This window comes from Micromonospora humidisoli, assembly GCF_016900955.1.
Lineage (GTDB): Bacteria > Actinomycetota > Actinomycetes > Mycobacteriales > Micromonosporaceae > Micromonospora > Micromonospora wenchangensis.
The window spans coordinates 587,827-604,013 of sequence record NZ_JAFEUO010000004.1; the positions used below are offsets into that span (position 1 = coordinate 587,827).

General features: G+C 71.4%; 18 protein-coding genes and 1 pseudogene. 6 read left to right on the forward strand and 13 right to left on the reverse strand.

The annotated features are described in order from the left end of the window. Positions 1-14: 14 nt before the first annotated feature. From npdG to JQN84_RS31430, 4 genes are all read right to left on the reverse strand, one after another. Entirely contained in the window at positions 15-713 is a 699-nt protein-coding gene (npdG, locus tag JQN84_RS17425) for an NADPH-dependent F420 reductase (RefSeq protein WP_204959398.1), read from the reverse strand. An 80-nt stretch (positions 714-793) separates the two neighbouring features. After that, entirely contained in the window at positions 794-2,224 is a 1,431-nt protein-coding gene (locus tag JQN84_RS17430; RefSeq protein WP_204959399.1) for an RNB domain-containing ribonuclease, read from the reverse strand. 65 nt (positions 2,225-2,289) lie between these two features. Continuing rightward, positions 2,290-3,297: a histone gene (locus JQN84_RS17435; RefSeq protein WP_204959400.1), complete on the reverse strand. Its 1,008-nt coding sequence runs from the start codon at positions 3,295-3,297 to the stop codon at positions 2,290-2,292. Positions 3,298-3,379: 82 nt separating this feature from the next. Beyond that, positions 3,380-3,715, reverse strand: a complete 336-nt coding sequence (locus JQN84_RS31430; protein WP_239485530.1) for a hypothetical protein — start codon at positions 3,713-3,715, stop codon at positions 3,380-3,382. Between the two features lie 652 nt (positions 3,716-4,367). Between JQN84_RS31430 and JQN84_RS17445 the strand changes: the two genes are divergently transcribed. The 4 genes from JQN84_RS17445 (at position 4,368) to JQN84_RS17460 (ending at position 7,809) form a co-directional block, all read left to right on the forward strand. Beyond that, positions 4,368-4,739, forward strand: coding sequence for a hypothetical protein (locus JQN84_RS17445; RefSeq protein ID WP_204959401.1), 372 nt, complete (start codon positions 4,368-4,370; stop codon positions 4,737-4,739). After that, positions 4,736-5,233, forward strand: coding sequence for a roadblock/LC7 domain-containing protein (locus JQN84_RS17450; protein ID WP_204959402.1), 498 nt, complete (start codon positions 4,736-4,738; stop codon positions 5,231-5,233). Before JQN84_RS17445 ends, JQN84_RS17450 begins: the two co-directional genes overlap by 4 nt. A gap of 1,335 nt (positions 5,234-6,568) precedes the next feature. Then, positions 6,569-7,174 carry a hypothetical protein gene (locus tag JQN84_RS17455; RefSeq protein WP_204959403.1) on the forward strand — a complete coding sequence of 202 codons (606 nt, stop codon included), beginning with the start codon at positions 6,569-6,571 and terminating at the stop codon, positions 7,172-7,174. A 161-nt stretch (positions 7,175-7,335) separates the two neighbouring features. Further along, positions 7,336-7,809: a hypothetical protein gene (locus JQN84_RS17460; protein WP_204959404.1), complete on the forward strand. Its 474-nt coding sequence runs from the start codon at positions 7,336-7,338 to the stop codon at positions 7,807-7,809. Positions 7,810-7,891: 82 nt separating this feature from the next. Here the strand turns inward: JQN84_RS17460 and JQN84_RS17465 are convergent, their stop codons facing one another. Continuing rightward, positions 7,892-8,086 (reverse strand): helix-turn-helix transcriptional regulator, encoded by a 195-nt coding sequence (locus tag JQN84_RS17465; RefSeq protein WP_228543537.1) that lies wholly within the window; start codon positions 8,084-8,086, stop codon positions 7,892-7,894. Positions 8,087-8,175: 89 nt separating this feature from the next. Between JQN84_RS17465 and JQN84_RS17470 the strand changes: the two genes are divergently transcribed. Further along, entirely contained in the window at positions 8,176-8,373 is a 198-nt protein-coding gene (locus tag JQN84_RS17470) for a hypothetical protein (RefSeq protein WP_204959405.1), read from the forward strand. A 172-nt stretch (positions 8,374-8,545) separates the two neighbouring features. Beyond that, positions 8,546-8,812 (forward strand): hypothetical protein, encoded by a 267-nt coding sequence (locus JQN84_RS17475; RefSeq protein ID WP_204959406.1) that lies wholly within the window; start codon positions 8,546-8,548, stop codon positions 8,810-8,812. A 108-nt stretch (positions 8,813-8,920) separates the two neighbouring features. Here JQN84_RS17475 and JQN84_RS17480 read toward each other — a convergent pair whose 3' ends face one another. The 8 genes and pseudogenes from JQN84_RS17480 to JQN84_RS17515 all read right to left on the reverse strand — a co-directional run bounded on the left by JQN84_RS17480 (position 8,921) and on the right by JQN84_RS17515 (position 15,361). Then, positions 8,921-10,123 carry a site-specific integrase gene (locus JQN84_RS17480; protein WP_204959654.1) on the reverse strand — a complete coding sequence of 401 codons (1,203 nt, stop codon included), beginning with the start codon at positions 10,121-10,123 and terminating at the stop codon, positions 8,921-8,923. Next, positions 10,123-10,302: a helix-turn-helix domain-containing protein gene (locus tag JQN84_RS17485; protein WP_204959655.1), complete on the reverse strand. Its 180-nt coding sequence runs from the start codon at positions 10,300-10,302 to the stop codon at positions 10,123-10,125. Before JQN84_RS17485 ends, JQN84_RS17480 begins: the two co-directional genes overlap by 1 nt. Before the next feature lie 2 nt (positions 10,303-10,304). Beyond that, a complete protein-coding gene (locus JQN84_RS17490) occupies positions 10,305-12,059 on the reverse strand; it encodes a replication initiator (protein WP_204959407.1) in 1,755 nt (584 codons plus the stop codon). Next, the gene (locus JQN84_RS17495) at positions 12,056-12,625 is read right to left on the reverse strand and encodes a DUF2637 domain-containing protein (protein WP_204959408.1); all 570 of its coding nucleotides are present in this window, start codon (positions 12,623-12,625) and stop codon (positions 12,056-12,058) included. The genes JQN84_RS17490 and JQN84_RS17495 overlap by 4 nt, the downstream gene beginning before the upstream one ends. Next, positions 12,622-12,813, reverse strand: coding sequence for a hypothetical protein (locus JQN84_RS17500; RefSeq protein WP_145921118.1), 192 nt, complete (start codon positions 12,811-12,813; stop codon positions 12,622-12,624). Before JQN84_RS17500 ends, JQN84_RS17495 begins: the two co-directional genes overlap by 4 nt. Positions 12,814-12,818: 5 nt before the next feature. Further along, positions 12,819-13,073 (reverse strand): hypothetical protein, encoded by a 255-nt coding sequence (locus JQN84_RS17505; RefSeq protein WP_204959409.1) that lies wholly within the window; start codon positions 13,071-13,073, stop codon positions 12,819-12,821. Then, a pseudogene (locus JQN84_RS32595) lies at positions 13,070-14,659 on the reverse strand (FtsK/SpoIIIE domain-containing protein). Before JQN84_RS32595 ends, JQN84_RS17505 begins: the two are co-directional and overlap by 4 nt. Positions 14,660-14,965: 306 nt before the next feature. After that, positions 14,966-15,361, reverse strand: a complete 396-nt coding sequence (locus JQN84_RS17515) for a transcriptional regulator (RefSeq protein WP_104113758.1) — start codon at positions 15,359-15,361, stop codon at positions 14,966-14,968. Positions 15,362-16,187: the final 826 nt, after the last annotated feature.

Genomic DNA, 16,187 nt, shown 5'->3' on the forward strand with positions numbered 1-16,187 from the left:
GCGGGGGTCGGGTCTCAGAGGTCGGTGACCCGGATGCCGGCGTGGGCCTTGTAGCGCTTGTTGATGGCGATCAGGTTGGCGGTGAACGCCTCGATCTGGTGGGCGTTGCGCAGCCGGCCGGCGTAGATGCCGCGCATGCCGGGGATCCGGGCGGCCAACGCACCGACGATGTCGACCAGTTCCCGTTCCTCGGTGCAGATCAGCACGTCGAGGTCGATCCGGTCGATCTCCGGGTCGGCCAGCAGCGGTGCGCTGACGTGGTTGAACGCCGCACAGACCCGGGAGTCGGGCAGCAGGGCCGCCGCCTGCTGCACCGCGCTGCCCTCGGCGACCGGCAGCGCGTACGGGCCCTGCTTGTCGAAGCCGAGCGGGTTGACGCAGTCCACGACGATCTTGCCGGCCAGTGGTCCGGCCAGCGCGCCGACGGTGGCCGCGTGCCCGTCCCACGGCACCGCGATCACCACCACGTCGCTACGGCGGGCCACCTCGTCGTTGTCCGCGCCGGTCACGTCGACCCCGGCGGGCAGCCGGGGCAGCGCGGCGATCTCGGCCGCCGCCTCGGCCGCCCGCTCCGCGGAACGGGACCCGATCAGCACCTGCTGACCGGCACGGGCGAACCGGTAGGCCAGCCCCCGTCCCTGGTCGCCGGTGCCGCCGATGATGCCGACGGTCAGCCCGGACACGTCGGGGAGGGTGCTCGCGTCGTATGCCATGGCGTCATCCTCGCAAACCGCCACGCCACCAGCGGCGCAAGGCGCTGTGACGCCGACCGCCCCGCCGGGCCGGGCCGGGTTCAGGCCCGTTCGAAGAGCACCTTCCGGCCGGCCGGGTCGGCGGTGACCAGGCGTACGGTGACCCGCTCCCCCAACGGCAGCTCCCCCGTGCAGCGGGCCCGTACCGGCGGCTCGTCCAACGCCACCGTCCCGCCGGGCACCCGGCCGGGCTTCGCCGGGCCGTTCGGGGGCGTGTCGGTGTCCAGCACCGCCGCCGAGAACGTCTGCCCCACCCGGTGTTCCAGCAGCACCGCCTCGGCCAGTTCGATCGCGCCCCGGGTGGCCGCGCCCGCCGTCCGGTCGGTCGAGGCCATCACCTCGGGCAGCCGGGGCAGCGCCGACCGGGCCCACTCCGGCACGTCGCGGCCCTCGTGCAGGGCCAGGCACACCTCCGTGGCGTACCGGTCGGCCAGCCGGCGCAACGGGGCGGTGACGTGGGCGTACGCGGCGGCCACCCCGCCGTGCTCCGGCTGCTCGGGCAGCTCGTCGTCGAACGCCGTGTACGCCGCACCGCGCATCAGCTCGGCCGCCTGGTCGACGAAGGCGGCAGCCCGGGGCTGGGAGGCGTCCAACCCGGCCAGCACCTCGCCGACCCGTACCCCGTCCGGCCAGTGCACGCCCAGCGGGGCCGCCGCCGCGCGCAGCCGGGCCACCGCCTCCGGTTTCGGGGCGGGCATGGTGCGCAGCAACCCGATCCGGCCGGCCAGCATGATGTCCGCCGCCGCCATCCCGGTGAGCAGCGAGATCTGGGCGTTGTGGTCCTCCATCGGGCCGGGACCGCGCAGCACCAGCCGCCACCCGTCCCCGTCGGGTTCGACGTCCTGCTCGGGCAGCGGCAGGTTGACCGCGCCCCGGCGCAGGCCACGGGCGGTGAGCAGGGCGCCGATCTCGGGCAGCAGCGCGATCGGGTCGGGCAGCCGGCCGGCGTCGGCGGCCACCTGCACACCCGGGTAGTCCAGCTTGGCGCGGCTGCGGACCAGGGCGCGTTCCAGCCCGACGGCGACGGTGGCCCCGTCGGCGTCCAGGTCGATGGTCCACAGCACGGCCGCCCGGTCGACGTCGGGCAGCAGGCTGGCGGCCCCCTCGCTGAGGGTGTGCGGGTGCAGCGGCACGTTGCCGTCGGGCAGGTAGACAGTCTGCCCGCGCCGCCAGGTCTCCTCCTCCAGCGGCCCGCCGGGGCGGACGTGGGTGGCGACGTCGGCGATGGCGTACCGCACCCGGTAGCCGCCGGGGCGACGGCTGAGGTGCATCGCCTGGTCAAGGTCGCGGGAGGTGGCGGGGTCGACCGTGACGAACGGGACGTCGGTACGGTCGGCCACGGCGGGCGGTGGGGCGTCGGCCGCCTCGTCGGCCTCGCGCTGCGCCGCGGCCGGGAAGCCGTCAGGCAGTCCCAGCTCACGGCGCAGCGCGCCGAAGTCGATGCGGGGCGCGAGCACACGTCGGATGACCACGGGTCAATCCTGGCAGCGTGCCGCGTGATCCGCTCTCCGGCGGGCGGACCGCAGCCTCCGTACGGTCAGCCGGTGGCCTTGCGGGCGCGCGCCGGTGTGGTGGCCCGCGCCGTCCGCGCGGGCGCGGTGCGGGCGGTGGCCTTACGGGCGGTGGCCTTGCGGGCGGTGGTGGCCGTGGTCTTCTTCACCGCCGCCTTACGGGTGGCCGGCGCGCTGGTCCTGCGGGCCGGTGCCGCCTTCGCAGTCGACTTCGACGCGGGAGCGGTCTTCGCGGTCGACTTGCCGGCCGGCGCCTTCGTGGCCGTGGCGGTCTTCTTCGCGGGCGTGGCCCTCTTCGTGGGCGTGGCCCTCTTCGCCGCAGTGGCCTTCTTCGCCGCAGTGGTCTTCGTCGGCGTCGTCTTCCTGGCGGCCGTGCTCTTCGTGGCGGCCGTGCTCCTCGTGCCGGGCATCGCCTTGTTCGCGGGCATCGCCTTCTTCGCGGCCGTGGTCTTCGACGCGGCCGTCGCCTTACCGGCGGGCATCGCCTTCCGGGCGGCCGTGGTCTTCGTCGCGGCGGTGGTCTTCCTGGCGGCGGTCCGGGCGGTCGCGGTGGTCTTCTTCGCCGCCGCCGCTGTCGTCCGCTTCGCCGCGGTGGCCTTCTTCGCCGCCGTGCTCCGGGCGGCGGTGGTGGTCTTCCTGGCCACCCCGGCGGTGGTGCGGGCGGCGGTCTTCTTGGCCGGGGCCTTGCGCGCGGTCGACTTCGACGCGGTGCTCCTGGCCGCCGGGGCCTTCTTCGCCGTCGACTTCGAGGCGGGCGCCTTCGAGGCAGCGGACTTCGAGGCGGTGCTCCGGGTGGCCGGGGCCTTCTTCGCCGTGCCGGTCGCCGCCGTCCGGGCGGTGCCGGTAGACGGGGTCCGGCCCGAGCCGGCACCCGCCGCGCTCGCCGTGGCCCGGCCGGCCGACGCCCTGCGGGCCGCGGTCGTGGTCGTAGTCGAGCGGCGGGCCGCGGTGCTCCGGGTCGCGCCTGCGGTCCGTTGCGCGGCTGCGGTCTTCGTCGCGGCCGGGCGGGTGGTGGCCTTTGCTGCTTCGGCCATCTCGGTTCCCTCCTTGGGGACATGCTCCCGCGTGCCCCCTCACGGAGGCACGGAGTCCTCGGCGCGGGCCGTCCCGCGCCGTTCAGTTGCCCTCCCCGGCCCAGCGGGCGTCTTCGGCCTCCCACGCCTCGTTGCGCTCCTGCACCTTCTGCAGGGCGTTCTCCGCGTCGGCAGCCGAGGGATACGGTCCGAGAACGTGCTTGGCAGGGCACACGTCGGCATCGGTCTCGACCCGGTGGTGTCGGGTGCACCAGTAGTAGTGCCCACCACGTCCGCTGTCGTTCATGAGATCACTGTGCACCGGGCGCAGCCCGACCGCCACCGGATCGCCACAATTGGTCGCGACCACATCCACAGTAGACGTGTCCGGCGGCGTCCGGGGCAGAATCGCGAAATCGGCCCTGACCTGCCCGGACACCGCCGGAGACAGCCCCGCCGGCACCGCGTCGGCCCGGGTTGCGGGGCCGCCGCGACGCCGCGCGGGGTGAGCCGGAAAGCCGGTGGTACGACGCCGGACGCCCCGGCAGGATCGAACATCGCGACAGCACAGGGACGTGTCCGCGCTGCACGACGGCGACGGTGTCCGTATCTCGCGGTCCTGCTCGGGCTGGTCACCCAGCCTGCGCTGACCATGCCCGGTGACGCCGCCGGCCTGTTCCGGGAGCCGGATGGAACGCCTCGACGCGGAGTCGATCCGGCACTTCGACCGGATGGCGCGGACCGTCGCCCGGTCCGGCTGAACCGTCGTGCGTGGTGTCCACGGTCGGGACGGTCGCCCGGCCGTGGCGCGCGCTGGCGGACCGGGCCGGGACTTCCGGCCCTACCGCATCAACCAGGTACTTGGTATCAGGTCACCCCGAGCCGGACCATCCCTCGGCCCGGTCCTCTTGACGGGACCGCCGGCCGCTGCGGGTCGGCCGGACAGCCCCGATGCGGCGGCCCCGAGTGCGACCACCCGGGGGTGTGTGCGAGCCTCGTCAGACCTCTTGCGGCGCTGCCACCGCCCGTCACCTGGGCGGGACGACGACGATGTCGACGGCGCCGCCCTGTCGAAGCGGGAGAACACCACCGTGGCTAGCCTGGACGTCGCCCTGAAGAACGCGATGAATATCGACGGAGCGATCGGGGTGGCGCTCGTCGACTACAGCAGCGGCATGACCCTCGGCGTGGCCGGCGGCACCGGCGAGATCGACCTGACCGTCGCCGCCGCCGGCAACACCGACGTCGTCCGCGCCAAGATGCGCACCCTGGAGATGCTCAAGATCGAGGACGAGATCGAGGACATCCTGATCACCCTCGGCAGCCAGTACCACCTGATCCGCCCGCTGACCGGCCGCACCGGCAAGGGCCTCTTCCTCTACCTGATGGTGAGCAAGAGCCGGGCCAACCTGGCGATGGCCCGGCACCAGCTGCGCAGCATCGAGGAGAGCCTGGAACTGTGACCACGGACAAGACCGAAACCGTCCTGCCCCGCCGCTCGGCCCGTACCGCCCGCACCGCCGCCCCGCCCGCCGCCCGGCAGCTCCCGCCGTCGCTGGCCGGGGACCGTTCGCTGCCGTACCCGGCGATCAGTCGCGAACTGGCGGAGTTGCGGCACGAGATCCCCGGGGTGCACGGCTGCGTGCTGGGGGGCGTCGACGGCCTGCTCATCACGCACAACCTGCAGAACGAGGTCGACCCGAACGATCTGGCCGCGCTCGCCGCGACCACCTTCGGCCTCGGCCGGCAGGTCGGCATGCGCCTCGGGCAGGGCGACTTCCAACAGTCCACGGTCCGCAACCAGGGCGGCTACCTGAGCGTCTACGCGGTCAGCGAGCAGGCCCTGCTCGCCGTGATCGGCACGGACGCCGTCAACGTCGCCCGGCTGCACCTGCACGCCCCGGGGGTGGCCGGCCGGATCGCGGCCCTGCTGACCCGGGTACCGACGGAGGCCTGAGCCACCCGGTGGGGGCACGGCCGAGCGCGCCGTGCCCCCTCCCGGCCGGGACGAAGACCTACGGTAACGGGCGAATCCCGACCTCTGTCCACACTCCACCGCAGCAGCCGACCAGATCCCCTGGAAGTAGCTTTTCCGAAATAAACTCCACTGCCGGGAAATAGTAATCCCAGACACGCTGAAACGTGCGACACAGCAACGATAATTGACCGTGAAAGTAACCATGTCGACACATATTTCTGATCAAGTCGACGCATGCCACTCTCTGTATCCACACCGGCTACGCGGGCCACGCGTCGACCGTTTCTGTTGCTGTCCGGGCTGATCGCCCTGGCCGCCCCCCTGGTAGCCACCCCCGCCGAGGCGGAGCGCGTCGCCGGCACCGCCGTCACCATGCCCACCTGCGCCTGGTCGTCGAAGTACGGGGCGACAAGCCTGAACGCCTACTGGCCGGACACCGCCGCCACGTACTGGTCGACCATCTATCCGGTCACGCCGGGCCTGGAAATCACCCTCTCCGGGGCCTTTCCCGACGCCAGATACGCGTCTTTCAACGTGTACGACGACAAGCCCACGTACTTCACCCGCAATGGCGTCAGCTCCAGCATGCCGGACTACCTCATCACGCCGGACGCGGGCAGCCAGAATCCGTGGCAGACCGGTGCCGCGCCGGGTGGGCGGTTCACCCTCACCATCACCCCCGACGTGGCCTTCGGACAGACCAACCGGCTGCCCCTGGCCCGGGAGGACGCCCTGCCCGGCGCGAAGGCATCGGTCATCTTCCGGGTCTATCTGCCGGCCGGCGGTGACGCGGCCGTCACCCTGCCCAGCATGACCCTCACCCTCGACGGGGTGTCGCAGACCCTGCCGCCCTGCCCGCCGGGAGGCGGTGGCACCCCCACCACCACCCCGGCACCCGCGAACGCCCGGGAGGCGGGGCTGTCCGGCGCGGGCGGTCCCGGCGACGGGCCGGGTGGGCCTGGTCACCCCGGCGGACCCGGCGGCCCCGGGCATCCCGGAGGGCCTGGGCATCCCGGAGGGCCTGGGCATCCCGGTGGACCTGGCGGACCCAGTGGGCCGGGTGGGCCTGGCGGGCCGCACGGGCCCGGCGGGCCGGGTGGACCCGGCGGACCCGGCGGACCCAGTGGGCCGGGTGGGCCTGGCGGACCCCACGGACCCCACGGACCCGGCGGGCCGGGTGGGCCTGGCGGACCCCACGGACCCGGCGGGCCGGGTGGGCCTGGCGGACCCCACGGACCCGGCGGGCCGGGTGGGCCTGGCGGACCCCACGGACCCGGGGGGCCTGGCGGGCCTGGCGGACCCGGCGGGCCGGGGGTGCCGGAGGAGACCGGGCAGAAGCTCTTCACCCGGACCTCGGAGGTGGAGAACCTCGCCCCCAACCCGGACAATGCCTACCTGGGCACCTGGATCACCCCGCCTGCGGCGGACCAGGTGCTGGTGATCCGGGGTAGGGCGCCCCGGGCGGTCACCGGCAACCATCCGGACGTCTGGCCACGCCGACACGCCGACCTACGCTACTTCTCGATGTGCACCAACCTCGGCGGCCAGGTCAAGCCCGTCGTGATCAACCGGTTCACCGACGCGCCGCCGAGCCTCGGTTGCCGCTACGACGACGACACCCGCCTCGACCGACACGGCTACTACACGTACGTGATCGGCCGGGAGCAGCAGCGGACGGCCATCGAGGCGGTCGACGACGCGACCTTCCTGCCGTTCTCCGTCTCGTATCCGGTGGCCCCGCACATGGTGCTGCTGCGGAACCTGCTACCGGTGGCCAATTTCCCGCACGCCACCCAGAACGTGCCGGTGGACAGTTCGGCGGAGACCGCCGCCACCGTGATGGGGCCGCACTATCCGCTGCTGAAGGTGTGCTCCCTGGCCAGCCTGACCGCTGACGGGGGCCGCGTGTGCACCGCCTGAACTGAACGGACAACAGGTCGTCCGGGCGTCGCCGACGCCCGGACACTCCCGTCGTTGCACCGCGAAGCACCCGCCCGATCGGATGCCCGACAGCGGCAACCTCGCCCGCCGTCCAGGGGTGTACTCCACAGAGTCCCGGCGACGTCCGATCCGGAGGAACGATGTCCCTGAACGCCCTGCGCGCCCTCGTACCCCTCGCCCTGCTGGCGGCGGTCGCCGCCTGCGACCCCGCGCCGTCCGGCCCGGTGACCGGTTCGGACGCCGCGTCGTCCCCGCCCGGCGGCACGGCCTCCCCCTCCTCCCCCGGCAGCCCGTCGCCGACGCGCGGCACGGCGTCCGCCACCCCGGTGGCCACCCAAGCGGCCTGCCCGGTCGATGCCGCGACCCTTCAGCAGGTGTCCGGGCTGGACAGGAAGACGCACAAGATCGACCCCGACCACATCAAGTGCGCCCGGCAGTGGGCGACCGCCGGGGTGATCGCCGTCGACCCGTCGCAGCAGGGGGACGGGGTGCTGGTGTTCGCGCACTCGACGAAGGGGTGGAAGAAGATCGGTGAAGGCAGCGCGCTGGAGTGCAGCCCGTACGGCATCCCGAAGGAGATCGGCGACCAGGTCGGCTGCCGCGACCATGACTGATACGGGCGCTACGGCCGGCCTATCGGCAGCGGGTGGAGTCAACCCGGCACGCGACGGCGACCCTTCGGAGGCCGGCTCACAGTCAGTCCAGGTCCCCCCGCCGGGTGGCGATCCACGCCTCGACGTCTTCGGCCAGCCAGACGTTGCCCATCTGGAGGCTGGCCACCGGCTCGGGGAAGTCCCTGCGGTTGGTGATCTGGTAGACGCGCTGCCGGGAGACGCCGCCGAGCATGGTCCGGATCTCCCCGGAACCCACCAACCGCAGCTTCTTACCCATGACGCTGACGCTAGGCATCCGTCGACTAGGCATGTATCAACTTGACGGAGGGCTAGTTCATACTCGCTCTAGTCGTTTAATCTTTACGTATGACTAGAGTCAAGTGGTTCCAGCGCCCCCACCAACCGGTGGACGTCGTCACGGTCGAACCCGCCGCCACCCCGAGCGGTCCGGATGCGGGGCGGCGGACCGACCTGTCCACCGCCCCGGACGCAGAACTGCGGACGATGGCCAACGCCGGAGTCTGGCGCTGGGCCAGGATCATCATGCGCTCCAGCCGGAGGTGAACCGTGCCCATGCCACAGAGGCCGGCCGAGCCTCCGTTCTCCGTACTGATGGCCGGTTACGTCGTCGACTTCCACCACCGTTCCACCTGCACCAAGTTCTCCGACGAAGGCTGCCCGCGACTGGCCACGGCAGGCAGGACGCTACGCGCCTGGCGGGACAGGGAGCACCGACGTGAAGCCCGGTGACGTGCTGCATCTGACCCGCGCAGCTGGCCCCCAGTTCGTCCGGCCGGTATTCGTCCGCCTTATCAAGATCCGCGCAGAACCTTGCGCCTACCACGGCTGGACGTGGCTTGACGGCTATCGACTGGACGAGAAGGGCAATGCGGTGGCGCGCCGGGAGTTGTACGTCCTGAAGGAAGGAGTGCGGGTCGTGTCGTCGCACCCCATCACGACAACTCGCGAAGCAGGTGGCTCAGCGCCGCGATCGAAGCTCTGAGCTGGTGGGCGACGGACGAGTCGACCTGTACGCCGGATTCCGAAGCTGATTCATGCTCTGACCAGGCGTTTTGTTCGGCTGAAGCCCGCTCAGGGCGTCGCCAGGGCGTCAGGGCTTCTCGGGCGGGTTGAACAGATCGTCGATCGCGTTGCGGGTGCGTTCCTCGCTGGCCGGCATCAGGTGCGTGTAGACGCGGAGGGTGAAACCGGGGTCGGCGTGGCCGAGGTACGACGCGAGCGCCTTGATGCTCTCCCCCGCGTCGAGCAGCGACGAGGCGTAGAAGTGGCGTAGCGCGTGCATCCCGGTGGACCGGGTCGGCGTGATGCCGGCCGCCACGACAGCCGGTCGCCAACTCTTGTCGTCGAAGGTGCGCCGGTTGATCGCACCCCGCCGGGTCGTGGTGAACAGCAGCGGCACCGTCACCCGCTCGTCATCGGCCGGGTTCTCCCACGGCAGGGTGAGCGGCACCGGAGCGAAGTCGTCGAGGTGCCGGCGCAGCACCTGGGCGACAGAGTCGGGCAACGGCACCCGCCGGTCCCGGTCATTCTTGGGCAGCCCGAAGACGAGCCGGGAGCGGACGAGCTTGACCTGACGCGAGACGTGCACCCACCCCGCGTCAAGGTCGATGTCGTCGACACCGAGCCCCAGGATCTCCCCCTGCCGGAGCCCGCAGCCCGCGCCGAGGTCGACCATCGGGCGGTACCGCCGGGCGAGGCCACCGCGGATTGCCGAAACCTGTTCGTACCGCCACGGCACCACCCGACGCTGCACCGGTCGCGGCGGCGTGACCGACTTTGCCGAACACGGATTCTTGGCGATCCGCTCGTCGTCGACGGCCGCCCCGAGGATGGTGCGCAGGTGCGCGAAGACGACGGCCCGGGTTGCCGGGGCCAGCTTGCCGACCATCGCGGCGTCCCACTCCCGGACGTGCCCCGGCTTGATCTCGGCCAGTTTCCGCGCGCCGAAGAACGGGAGCAGGTGTTTCCGTACCCGGAACTCCGTGCTCTCCCGGGTCGACTCGTCGAACGAGCGGGTACGGAGCCAGGTTTCGGCGTACTCGGCGAAGGTCATCCGGCCAGCGACCGGGTCGACGTAGGAGCCCCGGAGCTTGTCCGTCTCGGTCGACACGAGGAACGCGTCAGCCTCGCGCTTGGCCCGGTCGGGGTAGGACTTCTTCCGTTCCTTGCCGTCCGGCCCGATGTACCGCACCCGGTAGCGCAGCCCTTTGCCGAACAGGTTCGTCTTGACCCGCTCCCGTCGCCCGCCCGGGTGGTGAACCGTCTTGTACCAGCGATCCTCCACGTGCCCCATCAGGCCGCCGCCTGCGCGCGTACCCACGCCCGGACCGTCTCCGGTTCGTACCGCAGGTGTCGACCGACCCGGGCCGCCGGCGGCCCGTACTTGACCTTGCGCCAGCGGTACAGCGTTTCCTGCGGCACCCGCAGGTAGGCCGCCACCTCCCGCACCGTCCAGAGCCCATCGTTCACCACCGTCACAGCCCCTCCCCCGTCGTGTCGCCCGTTCCCGTTGCTGATCCGTCGTCGGGGAGTTGCGCGGCTCGGTCCTTGGCGGCGAGCAGTTCGGAGCGCCAGCGGGCACGCTCGCTGATCGACCGCAGCAGCCGATGAGCCATGGCCGGTACGTCGGGGTCATCGGGTCGGGCGAGTTCCCAGGCGTGCCGGACCGGTTCGACGGTGGCGCCCTGGTCGTCGGCCCCATCCAGGCCGACCGTGACACCGAGCAGCGACCGCACCCAGGCCCGGACGTCGTGCTTGTGGTCGCTGAGCGTCTTGCCGGACCAGTCGCGGGAGATGAGGATGCGTCGGCCGCCGATGCCGAGGGTGTCCCGCTGGTGGACCTTGCCCTTGCAGCGGCCCGGCTTGAGCTTGGCGTGTGCCTTCTTGGGTTGAACACCGTAGAGCAGCCAGTTCGCGCACCGGTCGGTGCAGGGGGTGACGCGCAGTTCCCGCCAGAGCCGGTCGAGGTGTTTGCGTTGCCGGTCGGTGGTTGCCTTGTGCACGTCGCCGGTGTGCTTGGTGATGTACTTCGTGACGTACCGGATGGTCCGTTCGGCGTCGGTGGTGCCGGGCATGACGCCCCGCGCGTCGACCTGGGTACCGAAGCGGACGACGTGCACCGGTTCGGCGTGCGGGTTGTCGTCGATGGTGTCGAGTGCTTCGCCCCAGGTAGTCAATGGGCACCGGGTGTCCGGGTCGACCCACGCCGCCGCCTGCTCGTCCCACACGGGGGGTCGGTCGGCGGTGTAGCGCTGGACGTCGACCGCCGGCCACCACACCTGGTGATAGGTCGCCGCCGCCACGGTGCGCAGGGTGTCCCGGGGGATCGTGCCCCGGATGGCGAAGTGCGCGTGAGGCGCAAGACGACGTTGCGGCTCGACGCAGCCGGCGTACTGGACGTTCCAGCCCTCACACCGGCGCAGGTTCTGCCAGAACCGATCCAGCAGCCGGGGGAAGTGCACGGCGTCCCAGGCGGCACGGCGGTAGTCGTACCGGTCGGGGTTGACCGGAGTGCCGTCGGGGCGCACCGGGCCGTAGGAGTCGAGGGTGAGGGTCAGCCACATCGACGGCCGGTAGGTGGTGCCGTCCGCAGCGGTGTACGTCCTGCCGACCGTGCGCCGCTCGACCTTCCGGCGGGGCAGCTCCGGGGCATCCTGCCGACGCCGGGTCGAGCGCTTGCGGCGCGGGCCGGTGTCGTCGTCGCCCTGGTCGTCGTCGCCGGTCGCGTGCGGCGGGGCGACCCGACCCCGGAGCCCTTCGGCCGCAATCGCCTCTTCCACCTCGCGGATAGCCTCGTCGAGGTCTTCGACCTGGTCCCACTGGCACGCCCGGGACGCCTCGTCACGGGAGAACTCCAGATGCCCGCGCAGCAGGATGAGCGCCTTCTGTTCCTCGGTCGCCGGTTCCGGCGGCGGTAGAGGTTCGTCGTCGCGGTGCCAGCCCTCCCGGATCTGGGCCTGCCGCAGTCGGCGGTTCTTCTTCGCGCACGGGGCGCACTTGTCTTCCCGGGTGGCCCCACACGGCAGGTCGATGACCTCGGTCAAGCCCGTGTCGAGGTCGGTACGGCGCATGGCGAGGGGACGCACGCAGACGCCGTACTCGGCGGCGATCTCCTTGAGGACGTCGACCGAGCGGGGTAACGCCATGCGGGCCGCCCGCGACCCCGGCCGAGGAACAGCAACCGGGGTCGGGGCGACGGGTTCGAGGCCCGGCAGGGTCGGGGCGGTCATCGGATGATCCCGACGACGTGCGGCCGGTTCGAAGGGACGACACGCGGAGGCAGCACGGCTGCCGGGGCAGAGATGGCAGCCGGAGCCGGGACAGCCGGCGGCACGGGGTCAGCCGGGCGTTCGGGTTCGGTGGTGGCCTGCTCGGGCACCTTGTACCAGTCGCCCGGGGGTTGGTCCGGTGCAGGAGCAGGCGGGGTGGCCGGGGCGTTGGACAGGACGACCTTGAACAGGGCGAGGAACGCCAGCGACGGCACGGCCGCCACGGTCCAGCCCCACACCGACGGTTCCGCTTCGGCGACCTGGGCGGCGAGGGAGAGCAGCGCGAACGCGACCAGGAGCGAGCCGACCAGGCCGACGGGCCGACCCGTGCGACGGCGGGCGCGGAGTTCCAGGCCGAGGTAGATCGCCATCAGCTCGACGGCTACGGCGTTGGCCCAGCCGATCCAGTCGGGTTGGCCGTGGGCTACGGACAGGTCGTGGACGTGGGTGAAGGCGGCAGCGCCGGCCATGGTGCCGATGGCGAGCAGGATCACCAGGCGTACGGCGGATTCGGTGCGCTCGGTCATCGCCACTCCTGCATCGGCTTTTCGCGGATGGTCAGGTCGATGCGGATGCGCCGGTCGGCCATGTCGGGGCGGCGGTTGACCATGTGCGCGAGGCCGTGCAGGGCGGCGGCGGTCTGGTCGGCGGGGCCGACGAGCCGGATGCGCAGCGGACGCCGGAGCCGGTTGATGACGCGGGCGAGGGTGGTCATGGCGGTTACCTCCGGGCCGGACGGATGTCAGTGCGGATGTAGTCGGGAGGGGTGCCGAGCGTGGCGACGGCTTCGGAGAGGCAGCGCCACAGCGCCCACGCCTCATTGGGGGTCAGGGACATCCGCCGCCGGCCCGCCCCGACCGCGAGATAGACGGGGTACGGGTCGGGTCGGTCGGGGTCGACGCGGACGGACACGGCGGTGACCGGTTCGGGGGTACGCAGCCGGTAGAAGCGCCGGCCGTCGGTCGGGCCGGTCATCGGGGTTCGCCCTGGTCGGCGTCGAGGATGGTGCGCAGCGCGTCGGGCAGCAGTGGCCCGCGTCGGGGCCGGGGCAGCGCCGGCCGGGCCGGTTCCGGGGTGGACTCGCGGCCGACCTGGGCGAGGATGTCCGCCGCGTCGGCCGGGGCCGGGTACCGGTGGGCCAGGTCGCGGATGTCGTCGTCGGTGATGTAGGAGAACCGGACCCGCATGGGTTCCGGGGTGCCGTCGAGGATCACGTAGCCGACGCCTTTGGCCCATCGGGGCATCTGGTCGGCGAGGGCGCCCCGGTTGCGGGCACCGTCACCCAACACGAGGTCAACCTGAGCGGCTTCGGTGAGGCCGAGGGCGATGCGGGTCGGGAACAGGTCCCGGAACGGCAACACCTCCTTGCGCGGGTCCTGCAACGCCGTCACCACCAGCACCCCAACCCCCGCGCCCTGCGACAGCAGCAACCCCAGGGAGCCCGCGATGCGCTTGCGGAGGTCGACGTCTTGCAGGTACGCGGTCAGTGCGGCCATCTCGTCGATGACGACCACGACCAGGGGGTCAGCCTCGGTCGGGGTGTGCGCCCGCACGGTGCCGGCGAGTCGGGTCTGACGCTCCCGCATCACGGACACGGCCTCGTCGAGGAGATCGGCCATGGCCTCGAACGACTTGCAGGCGAACCGGGCGAACAACGGCCGACCCATGGCGAACTCCATCCCGCCCTTGGGATCGATCACCCACAGCCGCACCAGGCCCGACGTGATGCCACCGGCCAGCGACCGGACCAGCGACCACAGCACCGAGCCTTTCCCGGAGCGGGTGGCCCCACCGATCAGCACATGGGTGGCGAGCAGGTGCAGCGACCAGGTCCCCAGGTCCTCCCGCCGCGCCAACGGCAACGCCGTGAAGTCGGGGACGGTCGGGGTGTCGAACGGCGGCACGACCGGCCGCAGCGCATCGGTACGGACGAGCACCAGGTAGACCAGCGTGGGCCGGTCCCGGAACCGCAGCCGGTCGACCCAGCCGAGGAGCAGCGACCAGTAGCCGGTACGGGTCGGCGGGGTGTCGGGCCGCTCGGACTAGACCCGGGCGTGCCGCCGGCCGAAGGCGTACGCGAGGTTCGCGGTGACCTGTTGGAAGTCGGCCGGGGTCTGCCCCCGGACCATCCGCACGGTCAGCACGTCCAGGGCCTGATCCGAGCGCACCCGCAGCAACTGCGGCAGGACCGGCAGGTGGTCATACGTTGCGGCCAGGCCGCACAGGGTCATCGCCTCCTGCCACGCCCACCGGTAGACGAAAACCTGACGGAACCGGCCGAGCAGCGGCCCGGCGCACCATCGCCACCAGGACGTCTCATCGCGCCATCGCCACACCGCCGAAACCGCCGACGCCAGCACCAGCGGCACCACCAGGCCCGGCCAGCCGTAATCGGCGTAGAGGACGACGGCGGTCACGACCATGCCCACGGTGACCGGGTGACGCAGGCACCACCAGCAGAACCGGGCGGCCCAGCGCAGCACCAGGCCGAGCACGACCAGCCACATCGGCAGGACGAACCGCTTCGGCCGGACCACCATCAGATCCCCGGCGGTCACCATCACCACCCCGCCCCGAGGCCGGCGCATCATCGCCCACCCCGCAGGGACACGAACCGGCCCGACGCGTCCCGGACCGGAGGAAACGGAAGAACGAGCTGCCCGACACACCCGGCACACCGGCCGTCGGCACCGGTGGCCGGGTCGAACCGGGACTGACACACCTCGCACCGAGGCGAAGCCGGGGCAGCCGAACGCCTACGCTTGGACACGTCACTACCTCTCTCGACAGAGCAGGGGAAAGAGACACCAAGGGGGCGGGGCTGCCGTCCGCCAAGACCAGACAGCCCCGCCCCCAACCTTCAGCGGCTACGCCGCCGCCTTCTTCGCCACACCCGCCGGGGCACGCATCCCGGTCGCCCGCAGCGAGTACGCCATCCGGTTGTTGTTGGTCACGTACGGCGTCACCGTCATGCCCTCGAACTCCACCGCCTCGAACGGCGCACCCGTCGGCGGCACCGGCTGGTAGTCGGCGGAGATCTTGACCGTCGTCTCCCGGGAACGCTTGCCAAGCTCCGGGTCCAGGTCCATCACCCGCACCTGCCACACCCGCTGACCGGTCAACTTGTCCTTCGCCGGGCTACGCCGCCCGGTCTTCTCGTCGTAGTCCTCGACCTCACCCAGCGACTCAGGGACCAGGGCGCACCCCGCCGGGAAGACGTCCTCACAACGCACGGCGAACCTCGTACCGCCACGCAGAGCCATCGCTCAACCTCCATGTTGTTGGCATGTCTGCCAAGTGGAGACTCCAAGGTAGAGCCCACTTGGCAGACAAGTCAACAAGTAAACCGTGAAAGTCGGCGAGGCTCTAGACGGCCTGGCTCTGCTGATGAGCAGGACTAGCCTGACCGAGCTTGATGGAGGTGACCTTGACTGACCTCTGTCTACTGTTGCCCCTCAGGCCGCCCGCGCCTCGACTGCCTGCCACCCGGCTGGGCGAGTCACACATGACGGCGAGCTACACACCTACACCTCATACGTGAGCGATTAATAACTGCCATAACGGCGCGTATGGCAGTCCATCCACTATGGCGGTGTGTAACTTGGAGCAAGAGCCGAAGGTAAGGTTAGGAACGTTAGGTGCGCTCAACGTTTAGCGAGCAGCCATCGCCAAGCCCTGCAAGGCATCAACCGGACTGCCGTCCGAACTCGGTCGGCATGGAGGAAGCCCCCGCCCGCCCGTGGTCGCGAGAGGCGAGGGCTACCCCGCTGGGTGAGCCCGTCTTATTAGGCGGGCTCATCTTGCTTAAGGACTGCACCTAGCCCGACCGCGAGCGGCACCAGCAGCCTGAAGAGGAGAGCCATGAGCTCTAGTAGGCTGCCAAGACACACCCTGTCGGACTTCCGGTGCCTGCCAACACTGCGACAACCGCAGACCTGGCAATCCCTCTTTGGCATTCCACCGACCTTTCTTTCTCCGGGGGACGACTTTCGCCTCCTGAGGGGCGTGAAGACGACTTCCGCCCAGGGTCGGTCGATGAAATGCCAGGATGATCGTACCGAGGAGTTGGCGATGGCCCGCAAGACGCGC